Below are 19290 nucleotides of genomic sequence, written 5' to 3'. Positions count from 1 at the left end.
CGCTGAAACGCGCGTCTCATCGCGGGGGACAGTTTGAAACTAGGTTTGTCCCGTGGACCTCGCGACCTTCAACGCCCTGCCGACCGCCGAGGCGGCGTCGGCAGTCCGCCCGTGCGCCGACATCGGCGCGTGGGTGGACGACGTCGTGGCCGGCCGGCCCTACCGCTGCCGTGACTCCCTGCTGCTGCACGCGATGCGGGCCGCCGCCGACTGGACCGGCGACGACGTGGACGCCGCCCTCGCGCACCACCCGCGGATCGGCGAGCGGGCCACGGGCGACAGCGTCGAGGCGCGCCTGTCCCGGGGCGAGCAGCCCGCCGCGGCCGAGGCCACGGCCGCGCGGATCACCGCGGGCAACGTGGCCTACGAGGAGCGGTTCGGCCGGGTCTTCCTGGTCCGGGCCGCCGGGCGCACCGCCGAGGAGATCCTCGCCAACCTGACCGAGCGCCTGGCCAACGACCCCGCCACCGAGGCGCTCGTGACCGCCGAGCAGCTCCGCCAGATCGCGCTGCTGCGGCTGGAGGCGCTCGTCGAGCCGGACGAGCCGGACCCTGCGGCCGAGCCCGACGGGGCGGACCGATGACGACAGCCTCGTCCCACGTGCTCGACGCCGCCCGCGGTCTGCCCGCCGCCGGCCTCGCGGTGACGCTCCTCCCGGCGTCCGGGCCCGGTGCCCCCGCGGACGACGGCGCACCGCCCGCCGCCCGCCACGCCGTCACCGACGCCGACGGCCGCATCGCCTGGGGCGAGGTCGCCCCGGGCCGGCACGTCCTGACCTTCGCCGCCGGCGACTGGTTCGCGGCACAAGGCCGGGAGACGTTCTTCGGGCAGGTGGTGCTCGACGTCGTGCTCGGGCCCGACCACACCCACGTGGCCCTGCTGCTGAGCCCGTTCGCCTACACCACCTACCGAGGGAGCTGAATGTCGATAGTCCTGGGGCCCAACCAGTACGGCAAGGCGGAGGTGCGGCTGGTCCGGGTGGACCGTGACACGGCGCGGCACCGCCTCACCGACCTGACCCTCACCGCCCAGCTCCGCGGCGACTTCCGGGCCACGCACGAGTCCGGCGACAACACCGGCGTCATCGCCACGGACACGCAGAAGAACACGATGTACGCGTTCGCGCGCGACGGCGTGGGCTCGCCCGAGACGTTCCTGCTGCGGCTGGCGCGGCACTTCCTGGCGGAGCCGCAGGTGACCGGCGGGCGCTGGCTCGCCGAGCAGCACGGCTGGGAGCGGATCGCGGACGGCCCCGACGGGCACGACCACGCGTTCGTGCGGGGCGGGGCCGAGCGGCGCACGGCGCTCGTGCACGCCGACCCCGACGGCCTGACCGTGCTGGCCGGGCTGCGGGACGCGACGGTGCTCAAGTCCACGGGCTCGGAGTTCTCCGGCTTCCCGCGCGACCGCTACACCACGCTGCCCGAGACCGACGACCGGATCCTCGCGACCGACGTCACGGCCTGGTGGCGCTACGCGCCCTCGTTCACCGGCACCGCCACGCCCGCGCAGTACGACGAGCGGTTCGCGGCGGTGCGCACGATCCTGCTGGAGACCTTCGCCCGGGTGCACTCCCTGGCCCTGCAGCAGACGGTGTTCGCCATGGGCCGGGCCGTGCTGGAGGCCTACCCGGACATCGCCGAGATCCGGCTGTCCTGCCCCAACAACCACCACTTCCTCGTGGACCTGGAGCCGTTCGGCCTGGACAACCCGGGCGAGGTGTTCTTCGCCGCGGACCGGCCGTACGGGCTGATCGAGGCCACGGTGCAGCGGTCGCAGGACGACGGGGAGCACCCCGCGTGGTCGAGCGTCGGGGGGCTGCTGTGAGCGGGAGCGTGGTGGTCGCCTCGGAGCAGGTGCTGGTCGAGGGCGAGCTGCGCCCGGCCGTGCTGCGGATCGAGGGCGACCGGATCGACCAGGTGTGGTGGGGCACGTCCGACCCGGACGCCGTGCTGCGCCCCGCCGACGACCTGCTGGGCGGCGAGGTGCTCGGCGGCACCCCGGAGCCCCCGCCCGAGGTGGTCGTGCTGGGCGACCGGGTGCTGCTGCCCGGCGTGGTGGACACGCACGTGCACGTCAACGAGCCGGGCCGCACCGCGTGGGAGGGCTTCGCCTCCGCGACCCGCGCCGCGCGCCTCGGCGGCGTCACCACCATCGTGGACATGCCGCTCAACTCGATCCCCGCCACCACCACGGTCGAGGCGCTGGAGATCAAGCGTGCCGCCGCGGAGGCCGTCCGCGCCCGGGGCGAGCTGCACTGCGACGTCGCGTTCTGGGGCGGTGCGGTACCCGGCAACGCCGACCACCTGGAGCCGCTGTGGGACGCCGGCGTGCTGGGGTTCAAGTGCTTCCTCGCCGACTCGGGCGTGCCGGAGTTCCCGCCGCTCGGGCCGCAGGAGCTGCTCGACGCGATGGGCCGGATCGCCTGGTTCGGCGGCCTGCTGGTGGTGCACGCCGAGGACCCGGCGGTGCTCGCCGCGGCGCCGCACGCGCCGTCGCGCGCCTACGCGGACTTCCTGCTGTCCCGTCCGGACGAGGCCGAGACCGCCGCGGTCCGTACGCTGCTCGACGCCGTCCGGGAGACCGGCACGCGCACGCACGTGCTGCACGTGTCCTCGGCGAAGGTGCTCGACCTGCTGGCCGAGGCCAAGGCGGAGGGCCTGCCCGTGACGGCGGAGACGTGCCACCACTACCTGACGCTCGCCGCGGAGGACGTGCCCGACGGCGACTCCGCGTACAAGTGCTGCCCGCCGATCCGTGACCGCGGCAACCAGGACGCCCTGTGGGACGGGCTGCGCGAGGGGATCCTGGACTGCGTGGTCAGCGACCACTCGCCGGCGACGGCCGAGGAGAAGTACCGGGGCGCGGCCCCGGGCGAGGCGGACCTCCAGGCCGCGTGGGGCGGCGTGGCGGGGCTCCAGCCCGGCTTCCTCGTCCTGGCCGACGCCGCCCGGCGCCGGGGCGTGCCGCTGGCCGACGTCTCCCGCTGGACCACCGCGCACACCGCCGCGCTGGTGGGCCTGGACCGGGGGCCGCGGCCGAAGGGCGTGATCGCCGAGGGCGCCGCGGCCGACCTGGTCGTCTACGACCCGGACGCCACCACGACGTTCCGCGCGGCCGACCTGGCCCACAAGAACAAGGTCACGCCGTACGACGCCCGGACGGTCCGGGGCGGCGTCACCGCGCTCCGGCCCACGCCGGGGCGGCTGGTCAGGAGGCCCGCATGACCCAGATCCACCCACCCGCCCGGCTGCTCATGGGGCCCGGGCCCGTCGACGCCGACCCGCGCGTGCTGCGCGCCATGGCCGCGCCGCTCGTGGGGCAGTTCGACCCCTTCATGACCGACACGATGACCGAGGCCATGGCGCTGTGGCGCACCGTCTGGGACACCGCGAACGAGCAGACGTTCCTCGTGGACGGCACCTCGCGGGCCGGGATCGAGGCGGCGCTCGTCTCCCTGCTGGAACCCGGCGACCGCGTGCTCGTGCCGGTGTTCGGCCGGTTCGGGCACCTGCTCGCGGAGATCGGTGCCCGCGCCGGGGCCGAGGTGCACACGATCGAGACGGAGTGGGGCACGGTCTTCGACCCGGGGCAGATCGAGGAGGCCGTGCGCCGCGTGCGGCCGCGCGTGGTCGCCGTCGTGCACGGGGACACCTCCACGACCATGGCCCAGCCGCTGGCGGAGCTGGGCCGCATCGCCCGCGATCACGACGCGCTGCTGTACGTGGACGCCACCGCCACGCTCGGCGGCAACCCGTTCCACACCGACGAGTGGGGTGTCGACGCCGCGACCGCCGGGCTGCAGAAGTGCCTGGGCGGGCCGTCGGGCAGCGCGCCCGTGACGCTCTCGCCCGCCGCCGTGGCCGCCATCGACCGCCGCAAGCACGTCGAGGCGGGGATCCGCACCGACCACGACGTGGCGCCGCACGGCAGCCCGATCGTGTCGAACTACCTCGACCTGGCGCAGATCATGGACTACTGGGGCCCGCGCCGGCTCAACCACCACACCGAGGCCACGTCGATGCTGTACGCGGCGCGCGAGTGCGCCCGGGTGCTGACCGACGAGGGCATGGCGGCCGCCGTCGCCCGGCACGCCCGGCACGGCGCCGCGATGCTCGCGGGCGTGCGGGGGCTCGGCCTGGAGGTGTTCGGCGACGTCGGGCACAAGATGCACAACGTGGTGGCCGTGCGCATCCCCGACGGCGTGGACGGCGACGCCGTGCGCGGCGCCCTCCTGGACGACTTCGGCATCGAGATCGGCACCTCGTTCGGGCCGCTGCACGGCGTGGTCTGGCGCATCGGCACGATGGGTTTCAACGCCCGGCGCGACGCCGTCCTGACCACCCTGGCGGCGCTGGAGCACGAGCTGCGCCGCGCCGGCGTCGCGACCCCGCCCGGCGGCGGGGTGACGGCGGCCCTGGCCGAGTACGAGGCCGCCCGATGACCGGCACCGCGGCCTGGGTGCTGGACCGGTGCGACGACCTGACCCGGTACTCCGCACGGGAGGACGCCCTGGAACGCGTCTACCTGTCGCCCGAGCACTCCGCCGCCAACACGGTGGTCGCCGCCTGGATGCGCGAGGCCGGCCTCGACACCGAGACCGACGCCGCCGGGAACCTCTGGGGCCGCCGCGCCGCCGCCGGTCCGCCCCAGCGTCCCGCCACCCCGGGCGAGCCCGCGCTCGTGCTCGGCTCCCACCTCGACACCGTGCCCGACGCCGGGCGGTACGACGGCATGCTCGGCGTGGTGCTCGCCATCGCCGTCGCGCACCGGCTGCGCCACACGGTGCTGCCGTTCGCCCTGGAGGTCGTGGGGTTCTCGGACGAGGAGGGCACGCGGTTCGGCAAGGCGCTGCTGGGCAGCTGTGCGGCCTCCGGCCAGTGGGACGCGGCCTGGTGGGACCAGACCGACGCCGACGGCGTGACCCTGCGCGAGGCCTTCACCCGGTTCGGCCTGGACCCGGGCCGCGTGGGCGACGCCGCCCGCCGTCCGCAGGACCTGGTCGGGTACCTGGAGACGCACATCGAACAGGGTCCCGTGCTGGAGTCGCTGGATCTGCCGCTCGCGTACGTCACCACGATCGCGGGGGCGCGGCGGTTCGTGCTCACCGTCACCGGCGAGGCCAGGCACGCGGGCGGTACCCCGTTCGCCCGGCGCCGGGACGCGCTGGTCGCCGCCGCGCACCTCGTCACCCGGATCGAGGAGCTCGCGGTCGCGGCCGGCTGCCTCGCCACCGTGGGCGACCTGCACGTGCAGCCCGGTGCCGTCAACGTCATCCCCGGCCGGGCCGAGCTCACCCTGGACCTGCGCGGCCGCACCGACGCCGACCGGGACGCCCTGTGGGAGCGGATCGTGGCCGCCGGGCAGGAGATCGCGCGAGAGCGGCGCGTGACGTTCGAGCACACCGAGACCCACCGGGCCCCGTCGACCACCTGCGACAGCCGCCTGTCGGCGGCGGTCGCCAGCGGGATCGCGGCCGCCGTGCCCGGGCTGGACCCGGCACTGCCCGGGACGCCGTCGGACGGTGCGGCGTCCGCCAGGGTCCCCGGCCTGTGGAGCCCCGCGGGTCACGACGGCATGGCGATGGCCGCCGTGACCGGCGTCGGCATGCTGTTCGTGCGCTGCCGGGACGGGATCAGCCACCACCCCGACGAGCACGTCGAGCTCGCGGACGTCGAGGTGGCGCTCGACGCCTGCACGCAGGCCGTCCTCGCGCTCGCCCACCAGGAGGCCCGATGACGTCCGTCGCCACGCCGCTGGAGGAGCGCGTGGCCAGCGCCTACCGCGAGCTGTCCCCGCAGGAGCGCCGGGCCGCCGACGCCCTCCTGGACCACCTCGGTGACCTCGGCACCTACCGCGCCACGGAGCTCGCCACCCTCGCCGGGGTGTCGAAGGCGACGATGAGCCGCCTGTTCCGCAAGCTCGGCTACGACGACTTCGAGGGGCTGCGGGCCCACCTGCGCGCCCGTCGCGGGCGAGGCCTGCCGATCGCCGTCGAACCGCCGCCCGGCCTGCGCGAGCGGCTGGAGCAGGAGATCAAGAACCTCCAGAAGGCGTACACCCTGCTCGACGAGGGCGTGCTCGACGACATCGCCGCGGCGCTCGCGACGGCGGGCGACGTGGTGGTCGTCGGCCGCCGGGGCTCCCTGGGGCCGGCCACCCAGCTGAGGCGCAACCTGGTCCAGGTGCGCGGGCGGGTGCACCTGGCGCCCGCGCCCGGCCAGTCCCTGGCCGACGACCTCGTCGGGCTGGGCCCGCAGGACGTCGTCGTGGTGGTCTCGATCCGGCGCCACGCCTTCCGGGTGGCCGAGATGGTCGAGTCCCTGCTGGCCGACGGCGTCCGCGTGCTCCTGCTCGCCGACTCCAGCCTGCGCCACCTGTCCGGCGTCGTGACCTGGTGGATCGAGTGCCCCATCACCACGCGGGGCGCTTTCGACTCGATGGTGGCGCCCGTGAGTGTCGTGGCCGCCCTCTCGGACCGCGTGCACGAGCTGCTCGACGGCGCCGGCAGCCGTGTCGACGCGATCGACGCCCGGTACGCGCTGCTGCGCGAGATCGACGAGGGCTGACCGCATGGACCTCGACGTGGACACCGTGCGCGTGGCCCGGAGCCGCGCGGACTGCGTGCTGCGGCCCGGCGAGACGTTCCTGGGCGGGGGCACCTACCTCTACTCGGAGCCCGTCCCGCCCGGGGTGACGGGGCTCGTGGACCTCACCGGCCTGGGCTGGGAGCCGTGGTCGGTGGACGGGGCGGGACTGCGCGTGGCCGGCACGTGCACACTGGAGGAGCTGCTGGCGGGGCCCGGCGGGCTCGGGGTGCCCGGGCCGTACCGTGCGCTCGGGATCGTGGCGCCGTGCGTGGCGGCGCTGACGCTCTCGGCCAAGGTGGCCCGCACGGCGACCGTGGGCGGCAACCTGGCGCTCGGCCTGCCCGCGGGGTCGATGGCGGGGCTGTTCGCGGCGCTCGCCGCCCGGGCGGTCGTGTGGACGCCGGACGGCGGTGCGCGCGAGGTACCCGTCGCCGACCTGGTCACCGGGGCCGGCGTCGTCGCGCTGTCGCGTGGTGAGGTGCTCCGCGAGGTGCTGGTCCCCGCGGCCGTGCTCCGGCAGCGCACGGCGGTCCGGCGCGCGTCCCTGACACCGACCGGTCGTACGGCCGCCATGGTGACCGGCCGGTCCGGCGCGGACGGCACGTGGATCACCCTGACCGGGTCGGTGGGCAGGCCGCTCGGCCGCGCCGTCCGCGACCACGCGGCGCTGGACCGCTGGATCGACGCGATCGACCTGGCCGTCCCGACCGTCCCGACCGTCCCGACCGTCCCGACCGTCCCGACCGTCCCGACCGCCCTGCCCGCCCCAGCCGCCTCGGGCGTCCCGGACGGCCTCGCCGGCGGGGGCGGCTGGTACGAGGACACGCACGGGAGCCGCGCATGGCGCGCGGCGATGACCCGGCGGCTCGCACACGAGGTGCTCGACGACCTGGGAGACCCGACATGAGCACCCGTGGAGACGGCGTCGGACGCCCGGAGGTCTGTGTGGCCGGCGTGGCCGGCGTGGTTGGTGTGGCCGGGATGGCCGGCGTGGCTGGTGCGGTCGGCCGCCGGCGCGTGTACGCCGCGCAGGTGCGTTGCTGTGCGTCGACAATGTCTACTCCCTGCAACCCACCTGCGCGGGACGGCATCTCCCGGAGGCGCTCCCGGGCTCGCACGAGGGCCGCCGCATGAGGCTCGACGGCACCGACGTCACGGCCGAACCCCGCCCCGGCCAGTGCCTGCGCACCTATCTGCGGGAGCAAGGGGCCACCGCCGTGAAGAAGGGGTGCGACGCGGGCGACTGCGGCGCCTGCACCGTGCTGCTCGACGGCGCCCCCGTGCAGTCCTGCCTGGTCCCGGCGCACCGGGCCGCGGACGCCGAGGTGGTGACCGCCGCGGGCCTGGGCCGGTTCGGGCCGGGCGGTGATCCCGCCGCGGACGACGAGCACCTGCACCCCGTGCAGCGCGCCTTCGTCGAGGCGGCCGGGTTCCAGTGCGGGTTCTGCACGGCCGGCATGGTCTGCACGGTCGCGGGGACGCCGGAGCTGGCCCAGGAACGCACCGGACACGCGCCCGCCGCCCCGAGCCCCGCCGCGCTCGCCGAGCACCTCAAGGGCAACCTCTGCCGGTGCACGGGGTACCGCTCGATCCGGGACGCCCTCGCCGGCCGCGTGAACACCGAGGTGGCCGAGCCGGGCCAGGCGTTCGGCCGCGCCGTCGTCGCACCGGCCGCCACGCGGGTCGTGAGCGGCCGCGAACCGTACACGCTGGACGAGCCCGAGCCGCCGGGCCTGCTGCACGTGGCCGTGCTCGGCAGCCCGCACCCGCACGCCCGGATCACGCGCATCGACGCGACCGCTGCCCGGCGTGCACCCGGGGTGCAGCTGGTGCTCACTCACCACGACGTACCCGCCACGCCGTACTCCACGGCCCGGCACGAGAACCGTCTCGACGACCCCGACGACACACGCATCCTCGACCCCGTGCTGCGGTTCACCGGGCAGCGCGTCGCGGTCGCCGTCGCCGAGACGCCGCGGCAGGCGCGCGAGGCGCTCGCCCTGGTGGAGGCCGAGTACGAGGTGCTGCCCGCCGTCTTCGACCCCGAGGACGCCCGGCGGCCCGGCGCGCCCCTGCTGCACCCGGACCGGACGCCGCACGAGCACCGCGTCGCGGACGCCGGCCGGAACGTCGTGGCGCAGATCCACGAGGAGTACGCCGAACCCGGGCACGACGGCGTCGAGGCGGCGCTCGCGGCGTCGGCCGCCACCGTGACCGGGACCTGGACCACCGAACGGGTCAACCACGTGGCGCTGGAGACCCACGGGGCGCGCGCCTGGCCCGAACCGGGGCCGGACGGCGACGTGCTGCACGTGCGCACCTCCACCCAGGTGCCGTTCCTCGTGCGTGACGAGCTCGCCCGCCTCCTGGACCTCCCGACGGACCGCGTCCGCGTGGTGGCGGGGCGCGTCGGCGGCGGGTTCGGCGGCAAGCAGGAGCTGCTCGTCGAGGACGTCGTGGCCCTCGCCGCCCTGCGCACCGGGCACCCCGTGCAGTGGGAGCTCACGCGCGAGCAGCAGTTCACCGTCGTACCGTGCCGCCACCCGTTCCGGGTCACCGTGCGTGCCGGGGCGGCGGCGGACGGCACCCTGACGGCGCTCGCGATCGACGTGCTCGCCGACACCGGCGCCTACGGCAACCACGCCCCCGGCGTCCTGTTCCACGGCGTGCACGAGTCGATGGCCGTGTACCGCGCGCCGGCCAAGCGCGTGGACGCCGAGTCCGTGTACACGAACAACGTGCCGTCCGGGGCGTTCCGGGGGTACGGGCTGGGCCAGGTGCAGTTCGCCATCGAGGGGGCGATGGACGAGCTGGCCGCGCGGCTCGGCGTCGACCCGTTCGAGATGCGGCGGCGGAACGTGGTCCGCCCGGGCGACGCGTTCGTCGTCGGCCAGCTCGTGGACGGCGACCTGGAGTACGGCTCCTACGGGCTCGACCAGTGCCTCGACCTCGTCGAGGAGGCCCTGTCCCGGCCCGGCGACACGCCGCCGACCGGCGCCGGGTGGGTCGAGGGCCGCGGCGTCGCCCTCGCGATGATCGCCACCATCCCGCCGCGTGGCCACCGCACGCACGCCCGGGTCACGCTGGAGGCCGACGGCACCTTCGTGGTCGACGTCGGCACCGCGGAGTTCGGCAACGGCACCACCACCGTGCACGCGCAGGTCGCCGCCACGGAGCTCGGCGTGCCGGTGTCCCGGGTGCGGGTCCGCCCGTCGGACACGGCCACCGCGGGCTACGACACGGGCGCCTTCGGCTCCACGGGCTCGGTGGTGGCTGCCCTGGCGGTCCACCGCGCCGCCGCCCACCTGTCCACCACCCTGTCGAGTGCGGGATATTCGCCCTCCGGGGACGATTCGACAGGGCGAACGTCCAGCACTCAGCTCGCCGGGACGTTCGGGGAGGCCACGCACGACGGGTCGCCGCGGTCCGTGGCGTTCAACGTGCACGGGTTCCGGGTCGCGGTGCATCGCGAGACCGGGGAGGTCCGGATCCTGCGGTCGGTGCACGCGGCCGACGCCGGGGCGGTGATCAACCCGCAACAGCTCCGCGGGCAGATCGAGGGCGGTGTGGCGCAGGCGCTCGGGTCGGCGCTGACCGAGCGGATGGTGGTGCGTGACGGCGTCGTCGTGACGCGCACCCTGCGGCACTACCGGGCGCCCCAGGTCGCCGACGTGCCCGAGACGGAGGTCCTGTTCGCCGACACCTACGACCGCCTCGGGCCGCGTGGCGCCAAGTCGATGAGCGAGGCGCCGTACAACCCCGTGGCCCCGGCGCTCGCGAGCGCCGTCGCGGACGCCACGGGGGTACGCCCGCGGGACCTGCCGATGCAGCGGGACCGGCTGTGGGAGCTGCTGCGCACCGACCCCGGGTAGAAACAGGTGTTTCGTCGGGGAGACCTGCTGGGAACGCAATTGAAATCCGACGGTGCGAGCATCGAAGGGTGAGCAGCCCCCTGGAGACGTCCGGCGCCCCGTCCGGCGCACCCGTGCACGACGACGAGGCCTGGCTCCTGCGCGCGGTCGAGGTCGCCGGCCGCAACGTGGCCGACGGCGGTGGCCCCTTCGGGGCCGTCGTCGTGCGCGCCGGTGCCGAGGTGGCCGCCGGCGGCAACCGCGTGACGCGCGACCTGGACCCGACGGCCCACGCCGAGGTCGTCGCGATCCGCGCCGCCTGCCGGGCCCTGGACACGTTCTCCCTGGCCGGGACCACGCTCTACGCCTCGTGCGAGCCGTGCCCGCTGTGCCTGTCGGCGGCGCTCTGGGCCCGCGTGGACCGTGTCGTGTTCGCCGCGGACCGGCACGACGCCGAGCGGGCCGGCTTCGACGACCGGGAGTTCTACGACCTGCTCGCCCGCGACCGCTCGACCTGGCCCAACCCGGTCCTGAACCGCCGGATCGCCCGCGCGGGCGAACCCTTCGAGATCTGGCGCGCCCACGCGGCCCGCACCCCCTACTGACGCGGACCGATCCTGTCGCAGCGGCTTGTCCTGCTACGTAGGCTTTCCGGTGTGGACGTCACGGAACCTGCCGGCCTGCTGGGCACCGGATGAGCACTGCCGCGGTCTGGGGTGTCCTGCTGACGGTCCTGCTGGTTGCATGGGTCGTGCTCGACGGCGCCGTCCAGGGCGTCGGCGCCACCCTGCTGCGTGAACGCGGCAAGGACGGCAGCGACCGACGGCGCGCACCCGCCCGGCGGAGCGCGGTGCTGGCCGCCGTCGGGCCGCTCCGGCTGCCCGGCGAGGCGTCGCTCGTGGCCGCGGCGCTGGTGCTGGTCCTCGCGTTCCCGCAGGCCGCGTCGGACCTGATGCGCGTGGCCTACCCCCTGGTGGTGGCGCTCGCGGGGTCGTGCGTGGTGCGCGACGCCGTCCTCTGGCTGCGCGGCCGCCGGCCCGGGCAGGTCTGGCACGACGTCTGGGAGGCGGTCCTGGTGGTGGCGAGCATCGTGCTCGCCGGGAGCTGGGGTGCCCTGCTCGGCGTGGCGTGGGGCAACGGGCTGGCGGCCCTGGGCCTGGCGGTCGTGGCGGTGGTGGTGACGCGGCTGCACGGGGACGCCGTCGTCGTGTGGCGGCTGCGGCGCACCACACCGCTGCCGGTGATCGTGACCGCCGTGATGATCGCGGCCCCGGTGGTCGGCACGGCGGTGGCGGCCTGGTCCCGGTTCGGCGGTGGGTAGACCTCCGGCAGGTCGAGCGCGGATCGGTTACGAACCGGACTTATCGCCCTGAAGTGCGGCGAGTTGCCGGTAAAATCCTGCGCATCATGACCATGAAGAACCGCATCATCTGCGCGCTCCTCGGTGCCCTGGCGTTCGCCGCCGCGACCCTCCTGCTGCCGTGGCTGCCGGACGCGCTCGTGGGGCTGCTCGGCACCGGCGGCATCCTGCTGTTCCTGGCCGCCCTGGTGCTGCCGACCAACACGCGCCAGCCGCCGGTCCACAGCCTGACCATCCTCGACAAGGGCTACCTCACGCCGGCCGAGATCCACCAGGTCCTCGGCATCTGGCTGCCCACGGGGAGCTCGGCGCTCGACGCCCGTGACGCGCAGTGGACGGTCGCCCGGCACGTGGCCAAGTGGCGTGCCGACCACGTGGTCAACGTGATGGACTTCCACGGCGTGGTGGCCGAGCGGCGGATCGACATGCTGTCGGTGATCCAGTGGGTGGGCATCCAGCTCCTGCCCGCGTTTCTCGGCCTGATGTTCCTCGTGCCCACGCTGGCGCTCACCGGGTTCGACAAGATCAGCGTCAACTTTCTGCAGACGCTCCTGCTCTTCGTGATCTGGGGCACCGTCGCCCTGGTGGTGCGCTGGGTCCTGGAGAAGCACGTGATCCACCGGTTCGTGTGGGAGCCGGAGCTGACCCCGGACGGCACCCGGTTCGTCGAGCGGTGAGCCCGTGCGGCGCCGTCGTCCCGGAGTGTCGGTGACTGGGGGCAGAATGGCTCCGTGCCCCTGTACCGAGACGACGCGATCGTGCTGCGCACCCAGAAGCTGGGCGAGGCGGACCGCATCGTCACGTTCCTGACGCGCGAGCACGGCAAGGTGCGTGGCGTGGGCAAGGGCGTGCGGCGCACGTCGTCCAAGTTCGGGGCCCGGCTGGAGCCGTTCATGGGGGTCGACGTGCAGCTCCACACCGGCCGCAGCCCGCGGCCGGGCATGGGGCTCGACACCGTGACCCAGGTCGAGACCATCGGCGCGTACGCCCGCCGCATCTGCGAGGACTACGCCCTGTACACGGCGGGCACCGTGATGCTGGAGGCCGCCGACCGGCTCGTCGCGCAGGAGCACGAACCCGCGGTGCAGCAGTACTGGCTGCTCGCCGGCGGGCTGCGCGCCCTGTCGGAGCGGCACCACGACGCCGGCCTCGTGCTCGACTCCTACCTGCTGCGCGCGCTCGCGGTGGCGGGCTGGGCGCCGTCGTTCGAGGACTGCGCGCGCTGCGGCGAGCCCGGCCCGCACCACGCGTTCAACGTGGCGCAGGGCGGCGCCGTCTGCCCGCGCTGCCGCCCGCCGGGCTCGACGGCCCCGGCGCCCGAGACCTTTGCCCTGCTGTCCTCGCTGCTCGCGGGCGACTGGGCGACCGCCGACGCGTCCGACGCGCGGCACCGCAAGGAGGCGAGCGGGATCGTCGCCGCCTATGGCCAGTACTACCTGGAGAGAACGTTGCGATCGTTGAAGATGGTGGAACGCTGATGGCCCGTCAGCTCGTGGCGCCGTACCCGCACCCGTCCGGCGAGCAGGCTCCGCGGATCCCCCGGGAGTTCCTGCCGCGGCACGTGGCCGTCGTGATGGACGGCAACGGCCGGTGGGCCAACGCCCGTGGCCTGCCGCGCATCGAGGGCCACAAGGCGGGGGAGAACTCGCTGCTCGACGTCGTGGCCGGGGCCGTCGAGGTGGGCGTCGAGTACATCTCGGCCTACGCGTTCAGCACGGAGAACTGGAAGCGCTCGCCCGAGGAGGTGCGCTTCCTGATGAACTTCACGCAGGACGTGATGCGGCGCCAGTGCGACGTCATGGCCTCCTGGGGGGTGCGGATCCGCTGGGCGGGCCGCCGTCCCAAGCTGTGGAAGTCCGTGATCGACGTGCTCCTGGAGGCCGAGGAGCGCACCAAGGACAACGACCGCTGCACCCTGACGATGTGCGTCAACTACGGCAGCCGGGCCGAGCTGGCCGACGCGGCCGCGGCCATGGCGCGGGACGCCGCGGCCGGAAAGCTGGACCCGAGGCGGATCTCCGAGAAGACGGTGCAGAAGTACCTCTACCTGCCCGACGTGCCCGACGTGGACCTGTTCCTGCGGTCCTCGGGGGAGCAGCGCACGTCGAACTTCATGCTGTGGCAGGCGGCGTACGCCGAGATGGTCTTCCTGGACGAGCCGTGGCCCGACGTCGACCGCCGGCACCTCTGGCACGCGGTCGAGGAGTACGCGAAGCGCGACCGCCGCTACGGCGGGGCCCTGGACGCACCTGCGCCGAAGTAGAACGGTCACCGTTCCACTTCGGCGCGGTGGTCACTTGTCCAGGGTTTCCGACAGGGCGTCGATCAGCTTGGGCATGCCCTCCGGGTACTGGACCGAGAGCGCGGTCGGGGGCGAGACCGCCGAGACCGCGACGGTGCCGACCTGCTGCACCACCATGCCGTTCTTGACGGCGGGCATGGCCTGGAGCTCCTTCTTGTCGGGGAGCGCCGCGGCCTCCTCCTCGGTGTACGTGTAGGCGACCACGACGTCCGACTCGAGCTTGTCGAGCTCCTCGTACGAGAGCGTGTAGAAGAACTCGCCGTCGTCGGGGGCGAGCTCCTCCACGGCCGGGGCGGTCTCGAAGCCGAGACCCTCCAGGAAGCCGGCACGCGGGTCGGCGGCGCGGTAGACGTAGACGAGGCCCTCGGCGGCCGAGTCGACGATCGCGGCGACCGTCTTGCCCTCGAACTCCGGGTGCGCCTCGGCCTGCTCGGCCAGGTAGGTGTTGATCTCCTCGACCTTGGCCTCGCCCGCGGCGCTGCGGCCCAGGGCGTCGTCGGTGGCGGTGATGATCTCGTCCCACGGCGTCTGCCAGGGTGTCTCCGGGTAGGCGACCGTCGGGGCGATCTCGCTGAGCAGGTCGTACTGCTCCTGCGTCAGCCCTGAGTAGGTGGCGATGATGACGTCGGGCTCGGCGGCCGCGAACTCCTCGTAGGGCACGGTGGCGCCGGCCTCGGCGTCGGTCAGCACGGTGGGGTGCTCGACGCCCGCCTCGTCGTAGGCCTCCTCGACCCACGGCAGCAGGTTGCCCTCGCCGACGGTCCAGGTCTGCTCGGCGACGGCGACCGGGTAGACGCCCGCCGCGATCGCGGCCTCCGTGGAGCCCCAGCCCCACGTGGCGACGCGCACCGGCGCCTCCTCGATCGTCGTCTCGCCGAGGGCGTGCTCGATGGTCAGCGGGAACTCGTCGGTCGCACCGGAGGCGTCGGCCGACGGCGTCGCGTCGTCCGCGGCCGGTGCTTCGGACGCGCAGCCCGACAGGGCGAGGGCGGACGCGGCGACAAGGCCGACGGCCGCCGCGAGGGAACGGCGAGGGCGCACGGTAACTCCCGGATGTTCAGTGGGACGACCGGCGGGCGCCGGTCGAGATGAGGTAACCCTAACCAGATTTGGTCACGACGATGTTGCGAAATTAGTCGGGAATCGGGTGAGGAAGACCACGGGCCGGTGTCAGACCCCCGAGTGGAACCGGCCCACGGGCACCACGAGGGGCGAACCCGCCACCGGATCGGGCACCACCTGGGCGCGCAGCCCGAACGCCTCGTCGACGACCTCCTGCGTGAGCACGTCGGACGGCGCGCCCTCCGCGACGATCCGCCCGGCCGACATCACGACCAGATGGTCGGCGTAGCGGGCGGCGAGGTTGAGCTCGTGCAGCACCATGGCCACGGTGGTGCCGCGGTCCCGGTTCAGCTCCGTGAGCAGGTCCAGCAGGTCGAGCTGGTGGCGCACGTCCAGGAACGTCGTCGGCTCGTCGAGCAGCACGATGTCCGTCTGCTGCGCCAGCACCATCGCGATCCAGACGCGCTGGCGCTGCCCGCCGGACAGCTCCGCGACCGGCCGGTCGGCGAGCTCCGCGACCCCGGTCGACTCCAGCGCGGTGCCGACCACGGCGTCGTCGTCGGAGGAGTGGCGGCCGAACCAGCCCTGGTGCGGGTAGCGGCCGCGGGCGACCAGCTCGGCGACGCGGACGCCGTCGGGCGCGATGGACGACTGCGGCAGCATGCCGACCTTGCGGGCCAGCTCCTTGCGGGGCATCGCCGTGATGTCGGCGCCGTCGAGCGTGACGCGCCCGCCGTCGAGCGGGTGCAGGCGCGCCAGGCCGCGCAGCAGCGTGGACTTGCCGCAGGCGTTCGGCCCGACGACGGCGGTGATCTTGCCGTCGGGCAGCGTGAGGTCGAGGCCCTCGATGACTTGTCGGCCGTCGTAGCCCAGGCTGACGCCCTCGGCGCGCAGGTTGGTCATCGGCTCCTCTTCTCGGTCGTGGCGAGCAGCCACAGCAGGTAGGGGGCGCCCACCAGCCCCGTGACGATGCCCACGGGGGCGGCCACGCCGAGCAGCCCGTGCTGCCCGACGACGTCGGCGACCAGGGTCAGGGCCGCGCCGGTCGCGGCGGACGCGACCAGGGCGGCGCCGCCGTCGTTCACCAGCCGGCGGGCGATGGCGGGGGCGACGAGTGCGACGAAGGCGATGGGGCCACCGGCGCTCGTCGCGAGCGCGACGAGCGCGACGGCGAGCAGCAGCGCGCCGATGCGCGCCGCGTCGACGTGCACGCCGAGCGCTCGTGCGTTGTCGTCGCCCAGGGCGAGCGGCCCCTGCGTCCGGGCGACGACCGCGACCGCCACGCACAGCACGAGCGTGCCGGCCGCCACGAGCCCGAGCTGTTCCCCGCGGATGTCGGACACGGAGCCGACGGTCCAGGTCAGCACGGCCGCCGCCTCGTGCTCCTGCGAGCGTGCCATGGCCCAGGCGATGAGGGAGGCGCACAGGTACGCCAGCCCCACGCCGACCAGCACGAACCGGATCGAGTGCAGGCCCTTGCGCCACGCGAGCAGCCAGATCAGCAGAGCGATGGCGCCCGCACCCGTGAAGGCGAGGCCGGACAGCGCCACGCCGCTCAGGCCCAGCACCAGCATGCCGGTCACCGCCCCGAGGCTCGCGCCCGTGGAGATGCCCAGGATGTCGGGGGAGGCGAGCGGGTTGCGCAGCGTCGCCTGGAACAGCGCACCCGCCAGGCCGAACGCCGCACCGACGACGATCGCCGCCTCGATGCGCGGCAGGCGCAGCATCTGCACGATGAAGACGTCGCCCCTGTCGCCGAGGCCCACGGCACCGGCGATGGCCTGGCCCGGCGTGAGCCCGGCGGCACCCATGAGAAGGGCGCCGGTCGCGGCGACGAGCACCACGAGGACCATCCCGGCCACGACGAGGACCTGGCGACGACGGCGTGCGGTGCGCAGCCCGGCGAGGACGGTGCGCAGGTCGTTGACCGTGGCCATCAGGCACCCGCCACGTTGCGGCCGCGCGCGACGGCGATCAGGACGGGGGCGCCCAGGAGCGCGGCGACCACGCCTGCCTCCAGCTCGGAGCGGGGCAGCACGAGCCGGCCCAGCACGTCGGCCGCGAGCAGCATGACCGGGCCCAGGAGCGCGCCGATCGCCATGATCCACCGGTAGTCGGTGCCCACCAGGCGCCGCGCCGCGTGCGGCACGACGAGGCCGACCAGCGCGATCGGCCCGGCGAGCGACGTCGCCGTACCGGCCAGCAGCACGATCGCGACCGCGGCGAACGCGCGGGTGGTCCCGACGCGCTGACCCAGCGCCGTGGCGACGTCGTCGCCCAAGGCCAGCATGTTGAGCCGGTGGGCGAGCGCGGCCGCCAGGATCACGCCGACCACGACGAACGGCCACAGCCAGGCCACGGTGTCCAGGCCGCGCCCCGTGAGGGAGCCGACCGACCAGAACCGGTACAGGTTGAACGCCTGCTGGTCGCGCAGCAGGACGAGGGTGATGAGCGGCGTGATGAGCGCGGTCACCGCGGCGCCCACCAGCGCGAGACGCACCGGCTGGCCGCGTCCCACCGAGAACACGATCGCCGCCGCGGCGGCGGCGCCGAGGAAGGCGAACCACACGTAGCCGATCGGCGACGTGACGCCGAAGATCCACACCGCGCACACCACCGCGAGCGACGCGCCCGAGTTGAGGCCAAGCAGACCGGGGTCGGCGATCGGGTTCCGGGTGACCCCCTGGATGAGGGTGCCCGCCGTCCCGAGCGCGACCCCGGCCGCCAGGCCCACGATCGTGCGCGGCAGCCGCTGGTCGAGGACCACGTCGTGGTCCACGAAGCCGGGCACCGGCGCGGTCAGGGCCCGCCAGACCTCGACCGGCGCGATGTCGCGCACGCCGAGCGCGAGGCTCGCGAGGACGACGAGCGCCAGGGCGACCAGGGCCGTGAGTACCGCGAGCGTCCGTCGCCGGGCGCGGTGAGCGACGGCTTCCGCACCCTCACGGCGTCCCGCGGATGCGGGCGCGGGTGAGGTAAGCATTGCCTAAGCATTCCACAGTGCCAGGGGTGCTCGGCACACGCTCGCGGGGGGGCAGGACGCCGGGTGCGGTCAGGAGTAGGAGTCGCAGCCCCAACCGTCGTTGTCCCGGTCGAGGTCGTGGTAGTCGTTGGTGCCGACCCAGACCGTCCGGCCGATGTCCGCGCAGTCGAGGTCGGGGTTGGTGGGCGACACGGGGCACTGCCAGCGACCGGCGGAGTAGACGCAGACGGCGTCGGACGCGACGTCCGGCTGGTAGGTGCTCACCTGGGGCTGGTAGCGGACGATCCACTTCCCGGAGCGCGTCGCGGTGGTCCGGTAGGTGTAGACGCCGTTGCTGTTCGTCCGGACGGTCGCGACCTTCCGGGACCCGGCGGTGCCCGACGGGTCGAAGTGGATGGTCACCGCCCGAGCGGACATCGGGCGCCAGGTGCCGCTGCGCTTGTACTTCAGGCTGCCCGTGACGGTGAGCGTCCTGTTCTTGGCGATCGGCTCGGGCTTGGCGTCGGCGGTGACGTTGGTGTCGTAGGCGGCCGTGGGCTGCGCGGATCCCGCGTACGCGGGTGCGGATGCCGTCAGGGCGAGCGCGAGGGCGCTACCCAGGGCGAGGATGCTTCGGCGGATCATGTGGTGGTCGGACCTCTTCGGACTCGGGGCACCGCGACGCGGCGCCTTCGTAGTTCCAGAGCCCGCGACGCGGCGGACGTGATCCAGAACGGCCGGCCTTCACCCGGGTGAACCGGCAGGTCACAGCTGTGGAGAACCTGCCCCGCGGGCACGGGCTGCTGCCAGGCGCAATGCACCCTCGCGCGGGCATCCTCCCTTGCGCGGGCATCCTCCCTTGCGCAGGGGTCCCCCTCGCGCAGGCACCCGCTCGGGAGAACCTGCCCCGCGGAGGTGAGTTGCTGTGTGTAGACGATGTCTACTCAGCGCAACCCACCCTCGCGCAGGTATATCTGTCCGGGCCGAGGGTGTCTCCTCGCCCCCGCCTCGCCCGCTCCGCCTGCCCACGCCGGGCCCTGCCCCGCCCACGCCCGGCCCTGCCCTGCCCTGCCCCGCGGAGGTGAGTTGCTGTGTGTAGACGATGTCTACTCAGCGCAACCCACCCTCGCGCAGGTATATCTGTCCGGGCCGAGGGTGTCTCG

At 74.3% G+C, this 19290-nt stretch carries 19 protein-coding genes; 14 read left to right on the top strand and 5 right to left on the bottom strand.

Going from position 1 to position 19290, the window contains the following annotated elements; translation table 11 throughout:
• Positions 1–52 precede the first annotated feature (52 nt).
• The 14 genes from uraD to ACIG47_RS11950 all read left to right on the top strand — a co-directional run bounded on the left by uraD (position 53) and on the right by ACIG47_RS11950 (position 14064).
• The gene (gene uraD, locus ACIG47_RS12015) at positions 53–583 is read left to right on the top strand and encodes a 2-oxo-4-hydroxy-4-carboxy-5-ureidoimidazoline decarboxylase (RefSeq protein ID WP_397430997.1); all 531 of its coding nucleotides are present in this window, start codon (positions 53–55) and stop codon (positions 581–583) included.
• A complete protein-coding gene (locus tag ACIG47_RS12010; RefSeq protein ID WP_397430995.1) occupies positions 580–921 on the top strand; it encodes a hydroxyisourate hydrolase in 342 nt (113 codons plus the stop codon). The genes uraD and ACIG47_RS12010 overlap by 4 nt, the downstream gene beginning before the upstream one ends.
• On the top strand, positions 922–1827 hold the full coding sequence (pucL, locus tag ACIG47_RS12005) for a factor-independent urate hydroxylase (RefSeq protein WP_397430994.1): 906 nt from the start codon (positions 922–924) through the stop codon (positions 1825–1827).
• The gene (gene allB, locus ACIG47_RS12000) at positions 1824–3227 is read left to right on the top strand and encodes an allantoinase AllB (RefSeq protein WP_397430993.1); all 1404 of its coding nucleotides are present in this window, start codon (positions 1824–1826) and stop codon (positions 3225–3227) included. The genes pucL and allB overlap by 4 nt, the downstream gene beginning before the upstream one ends.
• On the top strand, positions 3224–4444 hold the full coding sequence (locus ACIG47_RS11995; protein WP_397430992.1) for a pyridoxal-phosphate-dependent aminotransferase family protein: 1221 nt from the start codon (positions 3224–3226) through the stop codon (positions 4442–4444). The genes allB and ACIG47_RS11995 overlap by 4 nt, the downstream gene beginning before the upstream one ends.
• Positions 4441–5739: a Zn-dependent hydrolase gene (locus ACIG47_RS11990; protein WP_397430991.1), complete on the top strand. Its 1299-nt coding sequence runs from the start codon at positions 4441–4443 to the stop codon at positions 5737–5739. The genes ACIG47_RS11995 and ACIG47_RS11990 overlap by 4 nt, the downstream gene beginning before the upstream one ends.
• Complete coding sequence (locus tag ACIG47_RS11985; RefSeq protein WP_397411081.1) at positions 5736–6569, top strand: MurR/RpiR family transcriptional regulator; 834 nt, start codon at positions 5736–5738, stop codon at positions 6567–6569. The genes ACIG47_RS11990 and ACIG47_RS11985 overlap by 4 nt, the downstream gene beginning before the upstream one ends.
• A 4-nt stretch (positions 6570–6573) precedes the next feature.
• Positions 6574–7497, top strand: coding sequence for an FAD binding domain-containing protein (locus ACIG47_RS11980; RefSeq protein WP_397430990.1), 924 nt, complete (start codon positions 6574–6576; stop codon positions 7495–7497).
• A 223-nt stretch (positions 7498–7720) separates the two neighbouring features.
• On the top strand, positions 7721–10462 hold the full coding sequence (locus ACIG47_RS11975; protein WP_397430989.1) for a molybdopterin-dependent oxidoreductase: 2742 nt from the start codon (positions 7721–7723) through the stop codon (positions 10460–10462).
• A gap of 68 nt (positions 10463–10530) precedes the next feature.
• Positions 10531–11046: a nucleoside deaminase gene (locus ACIG47_RS11970; protein ID WP_397411074.1), complete on the top strand. Its 516-nt coding sequence runs from the start codon at positions 10531–10533 to the stop codon at positions 11044–11046.
• Positions 11047–11135: 89 nt separating this feature from the next.
• Entirely contained in the window at positions 11136–11762 is a 627-nt protein-coding gene (locus ACIG47_RS11965) for a cytochrome d ubiquinol oxidase subunit II (protein ID WP_397430988.1), read from the top strand.
• 86 nt (positions 11763–11848) lie between these two features.
• Complete coding sequence (locus ACIG47_RS11960; protein WP_397430987.1) at positions 11849–12478, top strand: hypothetical protein; 630 nt, start codon at positions 11849–11851, stop codon at positions 12476–12478.
• Between the two features lie 54 nt (positions 12479–12532).
• On the top strand, positions 12533–13279 hold the full coding sequence (gene recO / locus ACIG47_RS11955) for a DNA repair protein RecO (protein WP_397411068.1): 747 nt from the start codon (positions 12533–12535) through the stop codon (positions 13277–13279).
• Complete coding sequence (locus ACIG47_RS11950; RefSeq protein ID WP_397411066.1) at positions 13279–14064, top strand: isoprenyl transferase; 786 nt, start codon at positions 13279–13281, stop codon at positions 14062–14064. Before recO ends, ACIG47_RS11950 begins: the two co-directional genes overlap by 1 nt.
• A gap of 30 nt (positions 14065–14094) precedes the next feature.
• On the opposite strand, the gene ACIG47_RS11945 is transcribed toward ACIG47_RS11950, so the two are convergent.
• From ACIG47_RS11945 to ACIG47_RS11925, 5 genes are all read right to left on the bottom strand, one after another.
• The gene (locus tag ACIG47_RS11945; RefSeq protein WP_397430986.1) at positions 14095–15144 is read right to left on the bottom strand and encodes an ABC transporter substrate-binding protein; all 1050 of its coding nucleotides are present in this window, start codon (positions 15142–15144) and stop codon (positions 14095–14097) included.
• A gap of 129 nt (positions 15145–15273) precedes the next feature.
• Positions 15274–16068 (bottom strand): ABC transporter ATP-binding protein, encoded by a 795-nt coding sequence (locus ACIG47_RS11940; protein WP_397430985.1) that lies wholly within the window; start codon positions 16066–16068, stop codon positions 15274–15276.
• Positions 16065–17102 carry a FecCD family ABC transporter permease gene (locus ACIG47_RS11935; protein WP_397430984.1) on the bottom strand — a complete coding sequence of 346 codons (1038 nt, stop codon included), beginning with the start codon at positions 17100–17102 and terminating at the stop codon, positions 16065–16067. The genes ACIG47_RS11940 and ACIG47_RS11935 overlap by 4 nt, the downstream gene beginning before the upstream one ends.
• Complete coding sequence (locus ACIG47_RS11930) at positions 17102–18148, bottom strand: FecCD family ABC transporter permease (RefSeq protein ID WP_397411058.1); 1047 nt, start codon at positions 18146–18148, stop codon at positions 17102–17104. The genes ACIG47_RS11935 and ACIG47_RS11930 overlap by 1 nt, the downstream gene beginning before the upstream one ends.
• Positions 18149–18217: 69 nt before the next feature.
• Positions 18218–18772 carry a hypothetical protein gene (locus tag ACIG47_RS11925; RefSeq protein ID WP_397430983.1) on the bottom strand — a complete coding sequence of 185 codons (555 nt, stop codon included), beginning with the start codon at positions 18770–18772 and terminating at the stop codon, positions 18218–18220.
• Positions 18773–19290: the final 518 nt, after the last annotated feature.

This window comes from Promicromonospora sp. NPDC052451 (genome assembly GCF_044547525.1).
Lineage (GTDB): Bacteria > Actinomycetota > Actinomycetes > Actinomycetales > Cellulomonadaceae > Promicromonospora.
The sequence above is the reverse complement of the archived record's forward strand: the minus strand, read 5'-3'. Positions and strand labels throughout refer to the sequence as shown.

Bases quoted from the DNA above. Each gene is read 5' to 3' on its own strand.
- ACIG47_RS12010 (WP_397430995.1), top strand. From the start codon at position 580: ATGACGACAGCCTCGTCCCACGTGCTCGACGCCGCCCGCGGTCTGCCC.
- pucL (WP_397430994.1), top strand. From the start codon at position 922: ATGTCGATAGTCCTGGGGCCCAACCAGTACGGCAAGGCGGAGGTGCGG.
- ACIG47_RS11995 (WP_397430992.1), top strand. From the start codon at position 3,224: ATGACCCAGATCCACCCACCCGCCCGGCTGCTCATGGGGCCCGGGCCC.
- ACIG47_RS11990 (WP_397430991.1), top strand. From the start codon at position 4,441: ATGACCGGCACCGCGGCCTGGGTGCTGGACCGGTGCGACGACCTGACC.
- ACIG47_RS11985 (WP_397411081.1), top strand. From the start codon at position 5,736: ATGACGTCCGTCGCCACGCCGCTGGAGGAGCGCGTGGCCAGCGCCTAC.
- ACIG47_RS11980 (WP_397430990.1), top strand. From the start codon at position 6,574: ATGGACCTCGACGTGGACACCGTGCGCGTGGCCCGGAGCCGCGCGGAC.
- ACIG47_RS11975 (WP_397430989.1), top strand. From the start codon at position 7,721: ATGAGGCTCGACGGCACCGACGTCACGGCCGAACCCCGCCCCGGCCAG.
- ACIG47_RS11965 (WP_397430988.1), top strand. From the start codon at position 11,136: ATGAGCACTGCCGCGGTCTGGGGTGTCCTGCTGACGGTCCTGCTGGTT.
- ACIG47_RS11960 (WP_397430987.1), top strand. From the start codon at position 11,849: ATGACCATGAAGAACCGCATCATCTGCGCGCTCCTCGGTGCCCTGGCG.
- ACIG47_RS11950 (WP_397411066.1), top strand. From the start codon at position 13,279: ATGGCCCGTCAGCTCGTGGCGCCGTACCCGCACCCGTCCGGCGAGCAG.
- ACIG47_RS11940 (WP_397430985.1), bottom strand. From the start codon at position 16,068: ATGACCAACCTGCGCGCCGAGGGCGTCAGCCTGGGCTACGACGGCCGA.
- ACIG47_RS11935 (WP_397430984.1), bottom strand. From the start codon at position 17,102: ATGGCCACGGTCAACGACCTGCGCACCGTCCTCGCCGGGCTGCGCACC.
- ACIG47_RS11930 (WP_397411058.1), bottom strand. From the start codon at position 18,148: ATGCTTACCTCACCCGCGCCCGCATCCGCGGGACGCCGTGAGGGTGCG.
- ACIG47_RS11925 (WP_397430983.1), bottom strand. From the start codon at position 18,772: ATGATCCGCCGAAGCATCCTCGCCCTGGGTAGCGCCCTCGCGCTCGCC.